The organism is Lysinibacillus sp. 54212, assembly GCF_036662795.1.
GTDB lineage: Bacteria > Bacillota > Bacilli > Bacillales_A > Planococcaceae > Lysinibacillus_B.
In genome coordinates this window covers 35,673-55,698 of record NZ_JBAFWZ010000015.1, presented here as the reverse complement: position 1 = coordinate 55,698, position 20,026 = coordinate 35,673, and the positions used below count along the sequence as shown (strand labels likewise).

Sequence of the window (20,026 nt, the reverse complement as noted above, 5' to 3'; positions counted from 1 at the left end):
ATTACTTTGAAACGGAATGGAGTCATACCATTATTAGTAGCTATTTTGCTTATTTCGTTATTTTTTGTGAATTTCTCAAATGCTTCAAATAAAGGGCGCAAGTATTATGAAGAGACTGGTGAAATTGTTTGGGATATTAAAACAAAGGATAAATTTATTGCACTTACGTTTGACGACGGCCCACATCCTATATATACAATCGATATTTTAGAGGAATTGGCTAAATATGATGCGAAGGCGACTTTTTTTATTGTCGGCAAACATGCTGAAAAAAATCCTCAAATTGTTTATCGAATGTACGAAGAAGGACATGAATTAGCAAATCACACATATGCCCATCCGTTAAAAGCCCCTGTTCCTAGGTTAATAAAGGAAATAAGACAGACGAATGAAATCATTTTTAGCATTACAGGTTATTCACCTACTTTATTCCGACCTGTTGAAGGGCAATATACAGATCCCTTAATTAAAGAAGTTGTGAAAGATGGCTATAAGGTAGTCATGTGGTCTTGGCATATAGATACGCTGGATTGGAAGAATCCAGGGGTTAAAAGTATTGTTAATACAGTGTTGAAAAGGATAGGACCTGGTAATGTCATTCTGTTCCATGATGGTGGTGGGAATAGGGAGCAGACAGTAAAAGCACTTAAAGAAATTTTACCCTCACTACAAAACGAAGGATATCAGTTTTTAACAGTATCTGAACTACTTGAGCAAGATAGAAAAAATATTAAATCAAAGTGAGTTTAAAAGTTTGGGTGAGGTATTAGAGAATTAGTACCATTCATTTTATAATCACAACTTTATGGCAAGAAAAAAATCGAGGTGAAATACCTCGATTTTTTAATTAAGATGAAATTGTTGCAAAATAGGGTGGTTGTCCTTGTTGGAAAAATGTAAATAAATAGCCATCTTGTTTTACAATTTCTCCGTTTATGAAATGCTCGTATGAAATACTATACGGTATAATTAATGAATGCTTAAATAAATCCTTCTCACTAACATTCATGAATGCAAATTTATCCCCTACAATAGTTGGATTTTCTCGGATTTCCGTATAAATCGCCTTAAGCTTCTCTTGCTCAATACGGTCATTCCACCATAGCTTACGTGGCTGGAATCCCATAGGTGTAAGGTAATCTAGCTGCATAATACTTTTCACAGCTGATAGATCTACGTGTGGAAGTGTACTTAAGTATTCTAGAAGTCGTTGGAATAAATCCTCAAGCTGATGCCCAATTCTCGACCAGCCTTTTTGCTCCCAGTACGTTCCAAAATTTTGAAAGAAATCAAATGGTGTGTCAAAAACGTGTGAAACTAAATATTCAATCGTATTGTCCATACGATGTGCGTTCCAATACTTCTCTAATACATCCTCAGCATGTTTAATTCGTACAATGTCATCAAAAGGAAGCACATTATTAGAGAAGATTTCGTAAGGTGCAACATCAACATACGTATAGCCGTATTTAGGCGCCTCTGTACGGAGCCCTGTCCCACGTAATAGCTTTAGAAAGCCGAGCTGTAATTCTTCAGGACGCATTGCAAAGACATCATTAAATGTGTCTCGGAAAGAAGCGTAATCTTCTTCAGGTAAGCCTGCAATTAAATCTAGATGCTGATCAATTTTGCCGCCTTCTTTTACCATTGTGACTGTTCGTTTTAGTTTTTCAAAGTTTTGGCGTCGCTTCACAAGTTCATTTGTTAAATCATTTGTTGATTGTACGCCTATTTCAAAGCGGAATAATCCTTTTGGGGCGTGATCATTTAAAAACTGGATAACTTCTGGTCGCATAATATCAGCTGTAATTTCGAATTGGAAAACAACACCTGGCTTATGCTCATCAATTAAAAATTGAAACATTTCCATAGCATAGCTACGGCTTATATTGAATGTTCGGTCAACAAATTTAATCGTTTTAGCACCATTGTCCATCAGAAAGCGAATATCTTCTTTAATTTTTTCACGGCTAAAGTATCGAACCCCAACTTCTATAGAAGAAAGACAAAATTGACATTGGAATGGACAGCCTCGACTAGTCTCAATGTACTGAATACGTTTACCTAAATGCGGCAGATCTTCTTCAAATCTAAACGGTGATGAGAGTTCGCGTAAGTCGATTTTTGGCGGTTGCGCATGAATTTTGACCTTACCATCCTGTAGGTAACAAATACCAGGAACATCCTCTAAATTTTTCTTGCCGTTAATATAATGAAGTAATTCAACAAAGGAAGTTTCTCCTTCACCCATAACAATAAAGTCTATTTCATTATATTTCTTCAACCAATCATGAACATCGTAGGATACTTCTGGACCTCCTAGCACAATTTTAGTGTTTGGACATACTGTTTTTAACATTTTTATAACTTTGATTGTCTCTTCTATATTCCAAATGTAACAGCTAAATCCAACTACATCTGGCTTTTTTTGAAAGAGGTCAGATACAATGTTAAACGCTGGATCTTTAATTGTATATTCTGCAAGTTCAATATCGAATGCAGGTTTGGCGCTTGCCTTTAAATAACGAATCGCTAAATTTGTATGGATATATTTAGCGTTTAATGTAGCTAATATGATATGCATGTACTATTTCTCCTTCACAGCATATATTGTAACAGTGTATGACTTTTGGGACAATATGATATAATTATCCCATTTCCTCATCATAAAACATATGAAATAATAAAAAATAGTTTTGAGCAATATAATTGAAAATTTAGAAATTTGATGCATAATTAGTATTATCAATTAATAATATAAATAATATAATATGTGATACGTTTCTGAACTCATGGGATGGAGGAATAATAATGAATTCATCAATTGGTCCACTTTTTAATGAATTTTTTATGTCGATTAATGATTGTACAATTATCGTACATAGTTCCCTAAAAATCGCTTTTGTAAACGACAAAGCCCGTAAAATGTTAGATTTAGGAGATCGAAATACAGAATTTTTAGAAGTAGACGAGCCTTCATTACCAATTTGGCAGTCATTTATCGATAGGATTCGTCAACAAACGTGCGGATCTTGTGAACTTAGAATTAAAACTTCTAGAACATCTACTAAGCTAGTTAAATTTATGGGGTATTATAGCGAACGAGATGATATTGTTTTTGCCAGATTAGTGATACAAAAGGAAACAGCAATATCAGCTTTTTCTTCGATCAATTATCAAAATTTTTCAACAATGTTAAATCATGTCGAACAAGGGATACTTATTACGACGAACGAAGGTATCGTTGTAGACATGAATAGACAAGCAGCTCAGTTTATTAATTGTGGGGAAAATGAATATATCGATAGCCATTTTAAACAAATAATTAAGCATTTCTCATTTAATACGACTGAATTGAGTGACTTTTATAACATATTAAAATCGTATAAGAGTTCTAGTATAAATTTTGAAAAAACCGATGTATGTGGTAATCGCAGCTATTATCATATTAAAACTTCCTATGACATGGGCATGAATGTGTTTATTACAGTTATTACGGATGAAACAGAGAAAATTTTACTTCAAAAAGAGCGAGAGAAGCAATCTTATTTGCAGGATTTAGGGCAAATGGCTGCTTCTATTGCACATGAAATTCGAAATCCTATGACGTCACTTAAAGGTTTTATTGATTTACTGAAAATGTCAGTGAAGGACGAGCATACGAACTATTTCTCTATTATCGATTCAGAGCTGCAACGAATGGATACCATTCTTTCAGACTTACTTTATTTAGCGAAACCAAAAGTAGAAACATATGACCCGATTTGCTTAATTGGGGTTGTAAATTCTGTTATTGATTTAATGCAATACACAGCTGTAACACAAAACATAATTCTACAGCATGAATATAATGTTATGGATAACTTTACGATTTTCGGAAATAGAGTTCGATTGCAGCAGGTACTAATTAACTTAGTGAAAAATGCGATGGAAGCTATGCCGAGTGGTGGTGTTATTCAAATTAAATTAATTTCAACTTCTGAAGGGAGTTTACAGCTTAAAATCAGAGATCAAGGTGGCGGTATGCATGAGGAAACAAAGCGAAACTTATTCCAGCCCTTCTATTCAACAAAGGATACAGGTACAGGCCTTGGATTACCGTTAGTAAAGAAAATAGTGGAAGAACATAACGGACAGATTGATTTAGATAGCGTAGTAGGAGAAGGGACTAAATTTACTATTAGTTTCCCAATTGTGCCAATGGATGGGGTAATTTCGAATGAAAATTCGAATTCTGAAACATATGTGATCTAATGGCTTTTCCCATATCCCCTTTTCTTTCGCTAAAGTATAAGTTTATGGAAATTGAGCAGCGCCCAGCCCCTCGAGGTCGCTCCATCCCCTCGGTCGAAAGCAAAAAAGAAGCTTTCGATTCGGGTCTTCCAGCGCATGTCGGGGCTAAACAGGGCGCTTCCGCTTTTCTTGCTTTGACAAAGTATTTTCAAACTCGCTATAATAATCATTAGAAATATATAGTAGAGGATGATTTGTCAATGGCGACAGAGGATATAAAACAATCGCTAAAGCTATTTATCGTGTTATCTAGAGCACATAAAGCAATTAGTGAAACGACAAGTCAATTTTTTCAACAAAATGGAGTAAATCCAACTGAATTTGCGGTATTAGAACTTCTATATCATAAAGGTCGTCAACCACTTCAACAGATTGGGAGTAAAATTTTGTTGGCGAGTGGTTCTATTACTTATGTGGTAGATAAACTAGAAAAGCGAGGGTATTTATCAAGAGTTTCTTGTCCCAATGATAGACGTGTAACATACGCTGAAATTACTCAAGCTGGAACCCAGTTTATGGATGAGATTTTCCCGCGGCATGAAAAACATTTGCATGAACTGATGAATGTCATGACAAGTGAAGAAAAGGATACAGCAATTGAGTTACTGAAAAAATTAGGTTTATCGATAAAGGATTTGTCCTATTAATCAAAAAGCTTGCAAACCAACGTTATGGTTGCAAGCTTTTTTAAGTAATAAGAAAGTATAAATTTTTGGAGTTTGAGCTTTTCTCTAAGTTATTGAATTGTAAAGCCCATTTGTAAAAAGGCATTTGTTAGCTCAGGTTGTAAGCTGTCGAAAACGGAAAGACGAACAATTCTATCTTCCTTTTCAAATACAGCCGTTACGACTTGCTCTCCATCTTCTTCATATTTCACTGTGAACATTGCGGCATTTTCTATCGAATTAGATTTTACATAAGGAGTAACATCACCTGGCTCATATTTACCTTCAGGTGCAATTAGAGAGATTGTTTCTTCAGTTTCCTTTACGAAGTCCTCGTAATTTGTATCCTTCTTGTTGAACGTTTCAATTCTCATAGAACGCTTATCGTTTTGTTTGTATATTAACATATCACGCCCAGGCTCTTCGGCTGTTAATGTAAAGTCCTTAGTAATCATCATTTTATAATGCTGTGATTCACTCGTAATAGCAGCTGTTTCGGTTGTGACTTCTTTTCCATTTTTAGGATAAGTGATGGTTGTTTGCTGCTCATTGTTTGTTTGTTGTTCATTGGTTGATTGCTGATCATCATTTACTTGCTCTTCATTTGATTCTGCGTCGTTGGATACTTCTCCATCTGATTCTTCATTTTCCTTATTAGGTGTTTGGGCAGAATTATCTTCTACAGGGTCATTTTCTGATACAGGTTCTTCTGTTTCGTTACAAGCAGTAACAAACAGCATTGCGCATAGGATTGTTGTGATGAATAGGTAATGTTTTTTCATTAAATCTACCTCCATATTCTTAAGACGTATTCGCTTGTTGGTAAGTTTCCAAAAATTTTACGTTATGGGTAAAACTAAGAATAATAATACTACGAATACGATATGTGAAACAATAACTAGTGGTAAGCTTTTTTTCCACTCGTAAAGCGCGCCCCATAATAAGCCAGTAAAGATTGCGGCTAATGCTCCAGGCATAAATCCACTTATTGCTAATGAAAGTGAAAATAGGATAGCTGTTATAAAAACGGCATATAGTGGAGTTGTAAAGCGTTTTAACCCTTGTTGGATAAAACCACGCCAAAACATTTCTTCTCCGACTACAATAATAAAAATTAACATTAAATAATGTCCAATATTAGAAGGTCCATAAGTTGCTAAAAATTTATTAATATCTTTTGTAGCAGAAGAGTCGATATAAGGAAGCAGAATATACCCTAGTTTTACTAAACCGTAAGCAATAGTTCCATAACCCGTGCCATAGATTAAATATTGCCACGTAGGAAGCTGATCCTCGAATTTTCCAAAGATAAGTGAGATAGCAATACCAACAAGTAAAGTAAAAGCATATAAGTACCAAAAAATAGCTTGTTCTTTAAATGTGAAAGAAAGCATCGCAAAAATGAATAACAAAGAAAGAAGGAGCACAATAGTTTGCTTATTTTTTTTCATGTATCTATTTACCTCCTTGCAACAGTGTAACAAAAAAAAACTCCTTCATCATCTATAAACGATAAAAAGGAGTAAATGTTGCTTATGCATCTTTTGTTTGTAAAATTTTATAACGTTTATGGTTTACTACTGTTTTTTCTTCCATCTCGAGATCATAAAAATTTTCCATTATTGTTATATCGACAATGACGGAATTTTCATTTACTTTTTCAACGATCCCTTGTAGACCGTCCTTAAATTCGATAATATTTCCAACTTCAGCTATTTTCATCAGAGGTCAGCTCCTTCATCGACTAATACTTTACAGTTTGCAATAAATTTTCTAAAAGGTAAAGCATTTTTTGAAAATTTCATAAAATACCCTGTATAAATGGTCTTGCAAATAGCTGGAACTAAGAAGGATTTTTAAATAAGCTAAATTAATTCACTTTTATTCAATTTAAGATAAAATATAAGAGTAACAAATACTGATAAATAAATCTTTTCTACGTATATTGAATGGAAAGCAAGATGTTACTCCGAAAGTATAGTTATGAAGGTGTGGTATTCTATGAATAATTTTGAGCTGTTGATTAACCAATTACGAAATGGTGAAATTAAGAGTGTCGATATCAAAAAAAGTGATTTTCTATCATTTAGGGAAATATTAATAAAGGACGATGAGTTCAAACACTTCCGTGGTGAAGCTAAGCAAGGTGGAAACATTGTCTTCACATTTTTACAAAATCCAAGATCGTAAACAGTATAAAAGAAATATTTTCCATTTCGTTAGAGTGAAGTACAATAATTGTTATGATTAAGTATCCTGGGGGGGAAGTAATGGATAAATGTATTTTGAAGCAGTTAGAGCAAACTAGGGAACTAATGATTCAAGCAGGCATGAAATACGGGCTACAAAATATTAGGACAATTAAACTTAGCAGACAGTTGGACGAATTATTAAACGAATATGCAGGCAAAAGCAGAGGTAACCGAGATAGCCAAAAAGAAGCGAACAATTTATTGCAATAATTTGAGAATGGGGTTTAGTCAATAAAATTGTGGGTATAATAACTTTGAACACAGCAACATTCTCATTTCCCCCTTTAGAGCAGGTGCATTTTAAGCATCTGCTCTCTTTTTGTTGGCAGTAGTATGTTCTGGTGAAAATTGCTGCGATGAATATTCGCACCGGAAATCAACCCCTGAGTTATGGTTTTGAACCCGGGATATGTTTTTCTAACCAAATGTTAGGTTGTTTGCTACACTAGAGGGAGAAGGATTTATTGGAGGGGAATAGGAATGGAGAAAAAAATCGCATTTATCGGTACGGGTGTAATGGGTGCTAGCATTGTGAAACACTTACTAAAAGCCGGACACTCAGTAACTGTGTATAATCGTACAAAAAGTAAAACAGAGGAGCTTGTTTCGCTAGGAGCCAAATGGGCATCTACACCAGCAGAAGCGAGCGTAGACAAGGATATTATTTTTACAATGGTTGGGTACCCAAAGGATGTTGAAGAGGTCTATTGTGGCAAAGAAGGTATCTTACAGGAGGCGGCGCCAGGGTCAATTGTTGTAGATATGACAACATCTGAACCAACGCTCGCAAAAAAAATCTACAAGAGAGCGAAAGAAAACGGCATACATAGTATCGATGCACCTGTTTCCGGTGGTGATATTGGGGCAAAGAATGGCACATTATCGATTATGGTTGGCGGTGACCATGATATCGTACAATCCATCCAGTCTATACTTGAAACTTTTGGTACGAATATTGTTTACCAAGGGGAGGCTGGTGCAGGACAGCATACAAAAATGTGCAATCAAATTGTGATTGCATCTGGCATGATCGGCGTTTGTGAGGCAATCGCATATGGCTTGAAGGCTGGGTTAACGATGGAGGAGGTATTAAAGTCTATCTCATCTGGGGCAGCGGGTTCTTGGTCCTTATCGAATTTAGCGCCTCGTATATTGCAGGGAGATTTAGAGCCAGGCTTTTATATTAAACATATTATTAAAGACATTGGTATAGCGATTGACGAAGCAGAAAGAATGAATTTAACCTTACCAGGCTTGCAGTTAGCAAAAGAACTTTATGTGACACTGCAGGAACAGGGCTATGGAGAAAAGGGAACCCAAGCGTTAATCAAGTATTATGTAGAGTAGTCAAACGGAAAATATAGTCGATAAATAGGTTAGAAATGCTATAGCTCTATGATAAAAAATGCAGTGTAAAAAGTAGTTTGAACATAAAACGATTATAGGAGATACGACTCTCCTATGATACAATTAATGTAAAGGTTTAGTGAGTGAAAGGAGCGGGCACGCTTTGGAAAAAGGTCATAAAGGGATTCTGCTAGAAAGCGGAACAAACGAGCTAGAAATTGTAGAATTTGAAGTAGCAAATAATAAGTTCGGTATTAATGTAATTAAAGTAAAAGAAATTATTCAGCCGATCGCTGTCACATTTATTCCACATGTACACCCTCACGTGGAAGGAATTATTCAATTACGTGGGGAAGTATTACCTGTAGTAGATATGTTAAAGGTATTAGGTATCCCTAATGCAGAGCGTAGTCCGCAACAAAAATACATTGTAGCAGAGTTTAATAAGCAACGCGTTGTATTTCATGTAGACAATGTAACGCAAATTCATCGTATCTCATGGGATCAAATTGAAAAGCCATCAGACATGTATCAGGGTGGAACTTCTCAAGTAATTGGTGTTATAAAGCATAATGAGGATATGATTTTACTGCTTGATTTTGAAAAAATTATGGTCGATATTAATCCAGAATCAGGTATTAGTGTCGAAGCCGTGAAAAAGCTAGGGAATCGTGAGCGCTCTGAGAAGAAAATTGTCATCGCAGAAGATTCACCTCTATTACGCAAGCTATTATTCGATACGATGCAAGAAGCCGGATACGTGAATTTAGAGTTCTTTGAAAATGGACGTGACGCTCATGAGTACCTAGAAGCGCTTGTAAAGGCGGATAAAAATATTGAAAAGCATGTACAGCTTGTAGTGACAGATATTGAAATGCCGCAAATGGACGGCCATCATTTAACAAAGAAAATTAAGTCACACCCTGATTTACAAAAGCTACCCGTTATTATATTCTCAAGTTTAATAACAGACGATCTTCGTCATAAGGGCGAGGAAGTGGGCGCTGAGGACCAAATATCAAAACCTGAAATTGCAGAATTAATACTAAGAGTGGATCAATTAATACTATAAGCTTTTGCTAATACTTGTGTCCAATCTATATAACGTTTTATAAAAGCCGGATACTTGAAAAAGTAGTTCCGGTTTTTTTACAATTCCTTTACAGAGGCTTAAAGTTTAAAGGTTAATGTATAGCTGTAAGGGGATGATCTTATTTTAAGAAGGAAGAAGTGAACGGGATGAAGAAAATAAAGACTGCTATTATCGACATCGGCTCCAATACAATTCGACTTGTTATGTATGAATATGACAAAAATGAAGGATTGCATGAATTTGGAAATATAAAAACCGTTGCACGACTTCGTACATACTTAATGCCGAATGGTAAGATGGCCGAGGAAGGTATAAAAGTGCTTTTGGAAACGCTTTCTTCATTTAAGAGGATACTGCATGATTATGGGGTGACAGATATTCAAGCAGGGGCTACAGCAGCAATTCGTCAAGCAACAAACAATGAAGAGATTATCGAACGTATGAAGGAAGAAACGGGAATTGAAATTGATATTTTATCAGAAGAGGAAGAGGCATACTTTGGCTTTTTAGCAGTTGTAAATTCGATGGATACGTCTTCAGCGGTAACGATTGATATTGGTGGAGGATCTACTGAAATTACATTGTTTAAAAATAAAAAACTTCAAAAAACCCATAGCTTTCCATTCGGAACTGTTTCATTAAAGCAACGATTTGTTAGCGGCTCAATAATGAACGAGGCTGAGCGTAAAGCGTTACATGAGTTTGTTAAAGAGCAATTTGAAACATTATCGTGGATTCGACAAGCACACTTACCGATTGTTGCGATTGGAGGAAGTGCGCGAAATGTGGCGCAAGTGCATCAACAGCAAGTAGAATATCCTATTTCAGGTGTGCATCAATATGAAATGCACAAGGATGAGTTAGAAGGATTAAAGCGCGAGCTAAGCGATATGACATTTGACCAGCTTAAACAGCTCGACGGTCTATCATCTGACCGTGCCGATATTATTGTGCCAGCACTAGAGGTATTTACAACATTGATGGGCGTTGTCCAAACAAAGAGCTTCCAAATAAGTAAAAAAGGCTTGCGAGAAGGACTCATTATTAACCGTGTTTTACAAGAAGATACAAAGGCGTTTGATAAATATAATGTTTTTGAGGAAAACGCCAGGAGATTCTCCTATGAGTATGGGCGGTCAGGAGAAGAAGCTAATACGTTAGCAACATTAAGTGAAAGACTATATCGTGAGTGTTGTCAGGTTAAGTTATTGTCCTTTAAGGAGGAGCATTTACAGCTTATTCGAAAGGCAGCGAAGGTTTTTGCTATTGGTGAGTATATTGAGCTTGATTCGGCAAGTCAGCATACTTTTTATTTATTAGCTAATCAATCTATTGCAGGTTTGAGCCATCCTAATCGGGTGAAGCTAGCACTACTAGCATCCTATAAAAATAAAGAGTACTTTAGACGATTTTCTATGCCATTTTTATCGTGGTTTTCGCGTGAGGAATTAAAGGATTTACGTGATTTTGGGGCCTTATTAAAGTTTGCGTATGCATTAAACGTTTCCAAACGAAATGTTGTAAAGCAGCTTTCCTTAGAAATAAGGGACGCAGCTATACATATGTATATTATTGTGAGTGAAAGTGCAGTTGCAGAAATTTATCAAGTAGAGCGCACTAAAAAACACTTAGAACGTGTATTTAAGGGTGAAGTACAAATTCATTTTAGTGAAGAAGGGTGGAATAAAGGATGACAACGAATTTTGAGGAGCTAGAAAATACGAAAAGGGAAGAGCAATCAATGAAAGAAGAGCAAAAGAAATTATTGCTAGAAGAAATTGCAAAGCCTCAATATTACAATAATCGTGAACTAAGCTGGCTGGCCTTTAATGAGCGTGTATTAGAGGAGGCGGAAGATGAAAATAATCCACTTCTTGAACGATTAAAGTTTTTGGCGATATTTAGTTCGAATTTAGATGAATTTTTCATGGTACGGGTTGCGGGGCTACAGGACCAAGTACGTGCTGGCTTTCATAAACCAGAAAATAAATCCGGCCTAATGCCAAAGGAACAGTTAACAAAAATTGCAGAACGTACACAGGCGTTAGTTCGTCGACAAACAGAGGTGTATCGTCATTTAGTGGATGAATTATTACCAAAGGAAAATGTATTTATTCGGGATTTAAAGCTGTTAAACCCCGAACAAAAGAAATTTATTAATGAACTTTTTGAGGAAACGATTTTCCCAGTACTTACACCAGTTGCAGTAGATGCGTATCGTCCATTTCCAACCTTACTTGGTAAAACATTAAATTTACTCGTTATGCTAGAAAATAATAATGGTGATGTTGAAAATACTGATAAGGTTGCCATTGTGCAGGTGCCATCTGTGCTAGATCGATTCATTAAAGTTCCGACGAAAGAAAATGATACGGTGTTTGTGCTATTGGAAGATGTCATTTCTGGTCATATTGATAAATTATTTTACGGCTACAAGGTGAAATCTTCCCAAGCGTTTCGGTTAACGCGTAATGCAGATTTAACAATTCATGAGGAGGGGGCGCAGGATTTACTTTCTGAGATTGAAAAGGAATTAAAAAAACGCAAATGGGGCGTTGGCTCCCGACTTGAAGTGCGTGATGGTGAAATGAATGATGATGTATTAGATTACTTACTAGATGAATTCGAGATAGAAGAATCGGATGTATTTAAAATTGATGGTCCACTGGATTTAACATTTATGTTTCCATTCGTGAAGGCGATTTCTGGAGGTCGAGAGCATTTAGAATATGAGAGCTTTATTCCACAACGTCCAGCAGATCTTGATTCAGATGAAAGTATTTACGAAAAGGCTCTAGTGCAGGATTTATTTTTCCACCACCCTTATGAGTCCTTTGTGCCGATTGTCGATTTTATTCTAGAGGCGGCAAACGATCCTTCAGTACTAGCGATCAAGCAAACCTTATACAGAGTAAGTGGGAATTCGCCAATTATTCAGGCTTTAAAGCAGGCTGCTGAAAACGGGAAGCAAGTAACGGTGCTTGTCGAGCTAAAGGCACGCTTTGATGAAGAAAATAACGTGCACTGGGCGAAGCAGCTAGAGCAGGCAGGCTGTCTAGTTATTTATGGAATGAATAATTTAAAAACGCATTCAAAAATTACACTTGTTGTCCGTCGACGTCATGGGAGAATTGAGCGTTTTGTGCACCTTGGAACAGGAAATTATAATGATGCTACAGCGAAAATTTATACGGACATGGCTATCATTACTTCAAATAAAGAATTCGGAATTGATGCGACGAACTTTTTTAATTATTTAAGTGGCTATACAGAGAAGCCGAAGTTTCACCATTTAGTCGTTGCCCCATTTGATATTCGTGACGATTTCATACGTTTAATTGATGAGGAGATCTATTGTCATAGGAAGCATGGAAATGGTTTTATTCGTGCCAAAATGAATTCCTTAACCGATAAGGATTTAATGATGAAGCTATATGAGGCATCAATTGAAGGTGTAAAAATCGAGTTAATTATTCGAGGGATTTGCTGTATTCGACCGGGTATCCCAGGCATTAGTGAAAATATTACTGTAACAAGTATCGTCGGTCGATTCCTTGAGCATTCACGGATTTTCTGGTTCCATCATAATGGCGAAAATAAGGTGTTCCTGTCATCGGCGGATATGATGACGCGAAATATGATTAAACGGGTGGAAATCCTATTCCCTGTCTATTCGCCAGAAATCAAAAAGCGCATTATTAAAATTATGAATTTACAGCTTCAGGATAATCAAAAGGCTCGTATTCAAGACTCCAATGGAAAATATCATTATAAAGAGGATCATGATAGCTCGCAAAAAATCAATAGCCAGGAAATATTTTTGCGAGAAGCCATTGGAAGAAACATCGAGGATTAACGAAAAACTGAACAATTTCATATAGTCTTGCAAAAATTGTAAGGCTATATGAAACGTAAGGCAGTCGGAAGAGTTGGATAGGAGGGGTCAAAGTGATTAATGCAGTAGATACAGAGAAAAGTAAAGCTTTGCGTGAAATCATTCAACTAAATCCATTTGATGCTGTCACGATTATACAACAGCATGAGAATCATTTTTCTGTGGAAATGATCAATGCGAAGGCAGCCCAATTATTTAATGAGAGATTCCTAGATGGAATGGATGCAGAAAAGTTTTTTCATACAATTCATTGGTTTCAAATATACCCATTAGTCTTGTCTCCGAATGGTGAGGTAAACTATATTACGTTACAATCAGCAAAACAGCTTGCGATTCATGTTCAGCCTATTGCACATAGTTCTGAGCGCTTATTCAGTGTTGTTATGAGGTTGGTATCAAACGATGTAGCGACGGCTTTTGAAGAGCATTTAGAAACGGCGAAGCATGTTTACTTTGTAGAGCAATATGTGGATCCTGTTATTTCATTAGACAGAACGGGAACAATAATTTATACAAATATCGCCGCCACTAGAAAATTACAATCAACGAGTGCTATTATTTTAGGGCAAAGTATTTTTGAATTAATTGAAAAGGATTATTTAACGAGGTTTAGACCGTTGTTTTATAACACTTTAGAAGGATATCCAATGGGGATGCCGCAGTGCTTATTAAAAAATAAGTTATTTAGTGAGGAGCCTGTGTACTTAAAGACGTTCCCTACTTATTGGAACGGAAAAATTATCGGGGCCCACGTCATCGTTAAAAATGTAGATGGACTTTTTCAAGATGGAGATACGTATCCTTATATGGCGTATCAGGACGAATTAACGGGCTTGCTGAATAGGCGTGCGCTAAATGAAAAATGGTCAGCTTTTCTGGAAGGTCAGCCTGAGCTGAATTCAGCGTTAATGTTAGTCGATTTAGATCGCTTTAAAAAGTTTAATGAATCCCTTGGAAAGAAAAAGGCGGATGGGATGCTAGCTATTGTAAGTAATCGATTTAAACGATTACGGAGTGAGTTTTGTGAGATTTTTCGCTATAATGGCGATGAATTTGTCTTTCTTCTTCGGTATGTTGCAAGAGAAGAGGTAGAAAGATTAGCGAGAAATATTTTAGAATTATTAAAAGAGCCGCTAGTGGTAGAAGATCAAGATTATTTTGTAACAGCTTCTATCGGTATAGCTACCAGTGTGTCGGGTCAAATTTCAGAGTTAGACACATTACTACATAAGGCAGATCAGGCTCTTTTTTACGTAAAAAATCACGGTCGCAATCATTTTCGTTTTTATAGTAAAGAGATGAGCCAGGCATTTCCGAATGAAGCGTTACTTGAAGCTCATCTACGTCGTGCTATTGAATTTGGTGAACTGAGCTTACATTTACAGCCACAAATTGACTTATTTACAGAAACGATTGACAGCTTTGAGGCGCTCATTCGGTGGAATAACCGTAAATTCGGGCTTGTACCACCCTCACAATTTATACCACTAGCAGAGTCTTCTGGGCTAATACTAGATATAGGTGATTGGGTGTTGGAACGTGTATGTCAATATCAGCAAGAGTGGAGGAGAAAAGGCTATCGTCCTGTCCGGGTTGCAGTAAATATTTCTCCAAAGCAGTTTAAGCAGGATGATTTTGTCCATAAAGTGGAATGCATATTAAAGCGATATAATGTGAAGCCAGAATTAATAGAGTTAGAAATTACCGAAAGTTCAATGACCAATGTAAATGAAACGACAGCAACGTTGACAGGATTAAAGAGATTAGGGGTTTATGTTTCTGTTGATGATTTTGGGACAGGTTATTCCTCGCTAAGCTATTTAAAAAAGTATCCAATCGATATTATTAAAATCGATCAATCCTTTATTGCTGATATAGAGAAGGACAAGAAAAATGAAGCGATTGTCAAAGCGATTATTCTACTCTCGCATAATTTAGGTTTGGAAGTTGTAGCTGAGGGTGTAGAACAAAAACATCAAGAACGCTTTTTATATGAAAATCAATGTAAAAGAGTTCAAGGTTATTTGTACAATAAACCTTTACCTGTCGAACAAATTATTGAACAATACTTTGTAGGTTGATGTCGAAAATGAATAATTATAAGGCTGGCTTGCCATACTATCTAGAAAACGAAAGGGGACGTTCTCAATGGATATTTGGCTATGGCCAGCTATTTTTGCGATTGTTGTGCTATGCATCTATGCAGTATATACGACAATGGCGGTAGCAAAGCAAACACGAACTCGTGAATCTGAAATGGATACACCTGTACCAGAGGCAGTGAAGGAACACCCACTTATTCTTAATCCGATTATTATTAGCTATGTCGTGTTTTTATTGTTTTTAGGTATTGTTATTTTTTATTATTGGGCTAAGTCAGGCTATTAGTTTTGCGGTATGGTTGCTGCTCCTATACGGTAGGCATTCTTTTGCATATTATGTTATGATAAAAAAGAATGCACTATCCTGTTCTATTCGTAGGGCAGTAAAGGAGTAGAAGTTCATGCTTTCATTAAATAATAAGGATTTACTAGAAACACCGATAAAAGAATTTATTATTTCGTCTGAAAAGGTAGCGCATGTTCAAATTGGGAATAGTGCAGAGCATGCTTTGCTAGTATTAACAAGAACAGGTTATTCTTCGATCCCCGTTTTAGATGTCAAATATCGCTTGCAAGGCTTATTAAGCATAAAAATGATTACGGAAGAGATTTTAGGGCTAGAGCGAATTGAATATGATCGTCTACATGATATTAAAGTGGATGATGTCATGAATAAGGAAGTTGCCTTCTTAAAGGAAAAGGATACATTCCAACGAGCGCTTGACCTAGTGATTAACCATGCGTTTCTTTGTGTGGTAGATGAAGAAGGAACGTTTATTGGGATTATGACGCGTCGTATTATTTTAAAACAATTAAAAAAGTATATATACCAAACTGAAAAATAGTTTTGTAGTATCATCGGCAAAATCCTTTTAGGGTTTTGTCGATTTTTCGTAAAGGGAAGGAGGAAGGCGTTTGACAGCTACAGAAGCGGAAATTATTAAAGTCCTTGCAGAGGAAGGGAACATGCGAAAAGCGGCAGAACGATTATTTTTAACACAGCCCGCCTTATCACAGCGCCTCCAATCTATTGAAAAGGATTGGTGTACGCAGCTATTCCTTCGCTCGCAACGAGGTTTAACACCAACACCAGCAGGAGAGCTCGTTATCCAATATGCAATCGATGCAATTGCGAGACGAGAGGAAATTTTTGAGACGATTCAAGCGTTAAATTCTAAAGTGCATGGGACGTTAAAAATTGCGTGTGCCTCGATAGTTGGGCAAAATTGGTTGCCAAAAGTATTAAAGGACTTCGTTACGTTATATCCAGATACGAAAATTTCCTTAATGACGGGATGGAGCTCGGAAATTGTAAAAGCCTTATACGAAGGAGAGGCGCATGTTGGAATTGTTCGTGGTCAAGCAGATTGGAAAGGAAAGAAAATTCACTTATTTCGCGATATGATGTATTTAGTAGATAAGGAAATCCAATATTTAGAGGATATTTATACGACGGAAAGACCATTTATTCAATTTAAGAGCGATTCGGATTATTATCAGGAAATCCTACAATGGTGGCAGCGACATTTTAATTCTAATCCAAGGCATCAAATTATTGTGGATCAAATTGAAACGTGTAAGCAAATGGCAGTAAACGGAATTGGCTATGCGATATTACCTTCCATCACCTTAAATGGCGAGGAGGACGTTAATAAAATTCCATTAACTCAAAATGAAAAAGATGTAGGTCTTACTCGCGATACATGGCTAATAGGCTATGAATCATCATTTGAGCTAAGGCAAGTTGCCGCGTTTGTTGACGTTGTACAGGACCGAGCAAGGTGCTTATATGAGTATAAAAATTAAACGTGCTATTTAACTGAGTATTTAGTACAATTATGACATGTTAGTTATTCTCACATAAGGAGTGGATTAAAACGATGTCCGAGAACTTAAATGCACAACAAATTATTGAATTTATTTCAAATGCGAAAAAGGTTACACCTGTAAAAGTATATGTGAAAGGTGATGGAGTAGCCCAGTTATCCTATGGTGAAGGCTCAAAGGTTTTTGGTGAGGGTAACACGGCTGTTGTATTTGGTGAATGGGATGAAATCGAAGCCTCTATAAAAGAGCACGGAGATAACATAACAGACTATGTAATTGAAAGTGACAGAAGAAATTCTGGCGTGCCGCTTTTAGATACAAAAAACATTAATGCACGTATCGAGCCCGGTGCAATTATCCGAGATAGAGTAACGATAGGTGATCAAGCCGTTATTATGATGGGTGCGGTTATTAATATCGGTGCAGAAATTGGTCCGAAGACGATGATTGATATGGGCGTTATTTTAGGCGGTCGTGCAACAGTTGGTAGCAATTGTCACATCGGTGCAGGTACAGTATTAGCTGGAGTTATTGAGCCTCCGTCAGCTCAACCTGTAATTGTAGAAGATGATGTGGTGATTGGTGCTAATGCCGTTGTGCTCGAAGGTGTTCGCATTGGCAAAGGGGCTGTTGTTGCAGCAGGTGCTATTGTGATCGAGGATGTTGCACCCTATACAGTTGTTGGTGGTGTACCTGCTCGCGTTTTAAAGCAATTAGATGAAAAAACGAAATCAAAAACTGAGGTTATTGATGCATTGCGAAAAATATAAGAAGGTGACAAAATGAGTTCACTCATTAAATTAAGAAGAGAACTTCATAGGATTCCCGAGCTTGGCTTTCAAGAGTTTAAAACGCAACAATTCCTGTTAGCGCATATTGCAAGCCTGCCTCAAAGCCATTTAGAGGTAACAACGTGGAAAACTGGAATAGTTGTGAAGATTCATGGCGCGAATCCAACGAAAACAATTGGCTGGCGAACAGATATTGATGGTCTTCCTGTAACAGAGGAAACTGGTGTTGACTATGCATCGATTCATGAGGGAAATATGCATGCTTGTGGCCATGATTGTCATATGACGATTGCTCTAGCCCTCGTATCAGCGTTTGCACATGAGCCTCCTGTACAAAATGTCGTTGTTTATTTCCAACCTGCAGAGGAAGCTCCGGGTGGCGCGGAGCCAATGCTTGCCTGGTTAAAGGAAGAGCGTCCGGATTTATTGCCAGATGAAATTTTTGCATTGCATATTGCACCAGAATATCCTGTCGGTACAATCGCTACACGTCCGGGGCTTTTATTTGCCAATACGTCTGAGCTATTTATTGATTTAAAGGGTGAGGGCGGACACGCTGCTTATCCACATAAAACACGTGATATGACCGTTGCTACTGCGAATTTAATCTTACAGCTACAAACAATTGTCAGCCGAAATGTCGACCCTCTTGATAGCGTAGTCATTACAGTTGGGAAAATGACTGCTGGAACAGTGCAAAACGTTATTGCGGAAAATGCACGTTTGGAGGGAACAATCCGAACATTGAATGCTGAATCAATGGAGCGAGTAAAACGACGAATTAATCTTATTTGTGCGGGTATTGAAGCCGCGTTCGAATGCCAGATTTCGATTGATTATGGTGCAATGTATTATGAAGTAAATAATGATGAAGCGTGTGCGAAAAAAATTCTTAACTTCGCAGGACAGTTTGATGGGGCTACAGCCTTCCAGTGTCCTGCTGCAATGACTGGTGAGGATTTTGGTTATTTTGTAAGGGAAATACCAGGAGCGATGTTTTGGTCAGGAGCCAATTGTCCCTACGGCTTACACCAGTCAAAAATGAACCCAGACGAGGCTGTTCTCGACTTTAATGCAATATTTGTCGAGCAGTTTATACGGAGTTTGTAAAGTGAAGTAATAATACCGAGTAAGCCCCACCACGAAAAGCGGAGTGGCGGGGCTTACCGATTTCTATGTAACTAAAAATAGCTTATTTACAATCAAAGAGCAGCGATGTATACGCTGCTCTTTTTATCTATTATTACTTATAAATTATCTAGCTTTTTGTAGTGTTCGTACATCTGCTCTTGTTTCTAGCAGCTCATCTGATAAAATATGAAGCTTTGTATTAATTTTATCTATTTTCGTACTTAATGTATTTTCAACAGAAACGATTTGCTCTTTTGTCGTTTGAATTTGCTGTTGAAGTTCTGCTTTCGTATCAGCGATCTGCTGCTGCAATTCATCCTTTGTAGTCTTTAGTTGGTTCGAAAGCTCTAAAATAGCCTGAAGAACAGCATCTTGATTTGCATTTTGTTCCATCATCGTGCCTCCATCCTTTAATCTTTGTTAACTATCTAAATCCATAGGGCAACAATCCATAGTTTTCTTCATTAAAAGAGTGACTGCAAGACTCTACTAACCATTCTATCTACAATTTTATCCGTAGTCAAAACATAAAAAATAATGAATTGTTGAATAATTCAAGCTCTATTAAAATGATATGATAAATAAGTGAATTATAGGCATATTTCAATTTGAAAAAATGCCAAAATGACA

Annotated in this window: 20 protein-coding genes; 15 read left to right on the top strand and 5 right to left on the bottom strand. The window is 36.8% G+C overall.

Going from position 1 to position 20,026, the window contains the following annotated elements:
- The first annotated feature begins 6 nt into the window (after nt 1-6).
- Nucleotides 7-744 (top strand): polysaccharide deacetylase family protein, encoded by a 738-nt coding sequence (locus tag V4T18_RS11830; protein WP_332649612.1) that lies wholly within the window; start codon nt 7-9, stop codon nt 742-744.
- A gap of 103 nt (nt 745-847) precedes the next feature.
- Here the strand turns inward: V4T18_RS11830 and V4T18_RS11825 are convergent, their stop codons facing one another.
- The gene (locus tag V4T18_RS11825; RefSeq protein ID WP_332649610.1) at nt 848-2,584 is read right to left on the bottom strand and encodes a B12-binding domain-containing radical SAM protein; all 1,737 of its coding nucleotides are present in this window, start codon (nt 2,582-2,584) and stop codon (nt 848-850) included.
- A gap of 227 nt (nt 2,585-2,811) precedes the next feature.
- On the opposite strand from V4T18_RS11825, the gene V4T18_RS11820 reads away from it, so the two are divergent.
- Both V4T18_RS11820 and V4T18_RS11815 read left to right on the top strand, forming a co-directional pair.
- Complete coding sequence (locus tag V4T18_RS11820) at nt 2,812-4,254, top strand: HAMP domain-containing sensor histidine kinase (protein ID WP_332649608.1); 1,443 nt, start codon at nt 2,812-2,814, stop codon at nt 4,252-4,254.
- A 239-nt stretch (nt 4,255-4,493) separates the two neighbouring features.
- Nucleotides 4,494-4,940 carry a MarR family winged helix-turn-helix transcriptional regulator gene (locus V4T18_RS11815; protein WP_332649607.1) on the top strand — a complete coding sequence of 149 codons (447 nt, stop codon included), beginning with the start codon at nt 4,494-4,496 and terminating at the stop codon, nt 4,938-4,940.
- Nucleotides 4,941-5,029: 89 nt separating this feature from the next.
- Here V4T18_RS11815 and V4T18_RS11810 read toward each other — a convergent pair whose 3' ends face one another.
- The 3 genes from V4T18_RS11810 to V4T18_RS11800 form a co-directional block, all read right to left on the bottom strand.
- Nucleotides 5,030-5,740 carry a hypothetical protein gene (locus V4T18_RS11810; protein WP_332649605.1) on the bottom strand — a complete coding sequence of 237 codons (711 nt, stop codon included), beginning with the start codon at nt 5,738-5,740 and terminating at the stop codon, nt 5,030-5,032.
- A 57-nt stretch (nt 5,741-5,797) separates the two neighbouring features.
- Nucleotides 5,798-6,409 (bottom strand): CPBP family intramembrane glutamic endopeptidase, encoded by a 612-nt coding sequence (locus V4T18_RS11805; RefSeq protein ID WP_332649604.1) that lies wholly within the window; start codon nt 6,407-6,409, stop codon nt 5,798-5,800.
- Nucleotides 6,410-6,491: 82 nt separating this feature from the next.
- Nucleotides 6,492-6,680 (bottom strand): YkvS family protein, encoded by a 189-nt coding sequence (locus V4T18_RS11800; protein WP_332649602.1) that lies wholly within the window; start codon nt 6,678-6,680, stop codon nt 6,492-6,494.
- 261 nt (nt 6,681-6,941) lie between these two features.
- Between V4T18_RS11800 and V4T18_RS11795 the strand changes: the two genes are divergently transcribed.
- The 12 genes from V4T18_RS11795 (at nt 6,942) to V4T18_RS11740 (ending at nt 19,375) form a co-directional block, all read left to right on the top strand.
- Entirely contained in the window at nt 6,942-7,148 is a 207-nt protein-coding gene (locus V4T18_RS11795) for a hypothetical protein (protein ID WP_442916935.1), read from the top strand.
- 80 nt (nt 7,149-7,228) lie between these two features.
- Nucleotides 7,229-7,420 (top strand): aspartyl-phosphate phosphatase Spo0E family protein, encoded by a 192-nt coding sequence (locus tag V4T18_RS11790; protein WP_332649600.1) that lies wholly within the window; start codon nt 7,229-7,231, stop codon nt 7,418-7,420.
- Between the two features lie 270 nt (nt 7,421-7,690).
- Entirely contained in the window at nt 7,691-8,557 is an 867-nt protein-coding gene (locus V4T18_RS11785) for an NAD(P)-dependent oxidoreductase (RefSeq protein WP_332649598.1), read from the top strand.
- A 163-nt stretch (nt 8,558-8,720) separates the two neighbouring features.
- Nucleotides 8,721-9,629: a chemotaxis protein gene (locus V4T18_RS11780; RefSeq protein WP_332649597.1), complete on the top strand. Its 909-nt coding sequence runs from the start codon at nt 8,721-8,723 to the stop codon at nt 9,627-9,629.
- A 167-nt stretch (nt 9,630-9,796) separates the two neighbouring features.
- Entirely contained in the window at nt 9,797-11,344 is a 1,548-nt protein-coding gene (locus V4T18_RS11775; RefSeq protein WP_332649596.1) for a Ppx/GppA family phosphatase, read from the top strand.
- A complete protein-coding gene (locus tag V4T18_RS11770) occupies nt 11,341-13,506 on the top strand; it encodes an RNA degradosome polyphosphate kinase (protein ID WP_332649595.1) in 2,166 nt (721 codons plus the stop codon). Before V4T18_RS11775 ends, V4T18_RS11770 begins: the two co-directional genes overlap by 4 nt.
- Nucleotides 13,507-13,598: 92 nt before the next feature.
- Nucleotides 13,599-15,626, top strand: coding sequence for a sensor domain-containing protein (locus V4T18_RS11765; protein ID WP_332649594.1), 2,028 nt, complete (start codon nt 13,599-13,601; stop codon nt 15,624-15,626).
- A gap of 67 nt (nt 15,627-15,693) precedes the next feature.
- On the top strand, nt 15,694-15,933 hold the full coding sequence (locus V4T18_RS11760) for a short-chain dehydrogenase (protein ID WP_332649592.1): 240 nt from the start codon (nt 15,694-15,696) through the stop codon (nt 15,931-15,933).
- A gap of 115 nt (nt 15,934-16,048) precedes the next feature.
- On the top strand, nt 16,049-16,492 hold the full coding sequence (gene cbpB / locus V4T18_RS11755; protein WP_332649589.1) for a cyclic-di-AMP-binding protein CbpB: 444 nt from the start codon (nt 16,049-16,051) through the stop codon (nt 16,490-16,492).
- 70 nt (nt 16,493-16,562) lie between these two features.
- Nucleotides 16,563-17,453 (top strand): LysR family transcriptional regulator, encoded by an 891-nt coding sequence (locus V4T18_RS11750; protein WP_332649587.1) that lies wholly within the window; start codon nt 16,563-16,565, stop codon nt 17,451-17,453.
- Between the two features lie 74 nt (nt 17,454-17,527).
- Nucleotides 17,528-18,244, top strand: a complete 717-nt coding sequence (dapD, locus tag V4T18_RS11745; RefSeq protein WP_332649585.1) for a 2,3,4,5-tetrahydropyridine-2,6-dicarboxylate N-acetyltransferase — start codon at nt 17,528-17,530, stop codon at nt 18,242-18,244.
- 12 nt (nt 18,245-18,256) lie between these two features.
- Nucleotides 18,257-19,375: an N-acetyldiaminopimelate deacetylase gene (locus V4T18_RS11740; protein ID WP_332649583.1), complete on the top strand. Its 1,119-nt coding sequence runs from the start codon at nt 18,257-18,259 to the stop codon at nt 19,373-19,375.
- Between the two features lie 144 nt (nt 19,376-19,519).
- Here V4T18_RS11740 and V4T18_RS11735 read toward each other — a convergent pair whose 3' ends face one another.
- Nucleotides 19,520-19,789, bottom strand: a complete 270-nt coding sequence (locus V4T18_RS11735; RefSeq protein WP_332649581.1) for a hypothetical protein — start codon at nt 19,787-19,789, stop codon at nt 19,520-19,522.
- Nucleotides 19,790-20,026: the final 237 nt, after the last annotated feature.

Coding starts and splice junctions, on each gene's coding strand:
- V4T18_RS11825 (WP_332649610.1), bottom strand. CDS start 2,584: ATGCATATCATATTAGCTACATTAAACGCTAAATATATCCATACAAAT.
- V4T18_RS11820 (WP_332649608.1), top strand. CDS start 2,812: ATGAATTCATCAATTGGTCCACTTTTTAATGAATTTTTTATGTCGATT.
- V4T18_RS11815 (WP_332649607.1), top strand. CDS start 4,494: ATGGCGACAGAGGATATAAAACAATCGCTAAAGCTATTTATCGTGTTA.
- V4T18_RS11810 (WP_332649605.1), bottom strand. CDS start 5,740: ATGAAAAAACATTACCTATTCATCACAACAATCCTATGCGCAATGCTG.
- V4T18_RS11805 (WP_332649604.1), bottom strand. CDS start 6,409: ATGAAAAAAAATAAGCAAACTATTGTGCTCCTTCTTTCTTTGTTATTC.
- V4T18_RS11800 (WP_332649602.1), bottom strand. CDS start 6,680: ATGAAAATAGCTGAAGTTGGAAATATTATCGAATTTAAGGACGGTCTA.
- V4T18_RS11795 (WP_442916935.1), top strand. CDS start 6,942: ATGAAGGTGTGGTATTCTATGAATAATTTTGAGCTGTTGATTAACCAA.
- V4T18_RS11790 (WP_332649600.1), top strand. CDS start 7,229: ATGGATAAATGTATTTTGAAGCAGTTAGAGCAAACTAGGGAACTAATG.
- V4T18_RS11785 (WP_332649598.1), top strand. CDS start 7,691: ATGGAGAAAAAAATCGCATTTATCGGTACGGGTGTAATGGGTGCTAGC.
- V4T18_RS11775 (WP_332649596.1), top strand. CDS start 9,797: ATGAAGAAAATAAAGACTGCTATTATCGACATCGGCTCCAATACAATT.
- V4T18_RS11770 (WP_332649595.1), top strand. CDS start 11,341: ATGACAACGAATTTTGAGGAGCTAGAAAATACGAAAAGGGAAGAGCAA.
- V4T18_RS11760 (WP_332649592.1), top strand. CDS start 15,694: ATGGATATTTGGCTATGGCCAGCTATTTTTGCGATTGTTGTGCTATGC.
- cbpB (WP_332649589.1), top strand. CDS start 16,049: ATGCTTTCATTAAATAATAAGGATTTACTAGAAACACCGATAAAAGAA.
- dapD (WP_332649585.1), top strand. CDS start 17,528: ATGTCCGAGAACTTAAATGCACAACAAATTATTGAATTTATTTCAAAT.
- V4T18_RS11740 (WP_332649583.1), top strand. CDS start 18,257: ATGAGTTCACTCATTAAATTAAGAAGAGAACTTCATAGGATTCCCGAG.
- V4T18_RS11735 (WP_332649581.1), bottom strand. CDS start 19,789: ATGGAACAAAATGCAAATCAAGATGCTGTTCTTCAGGCTATTTTAGAG.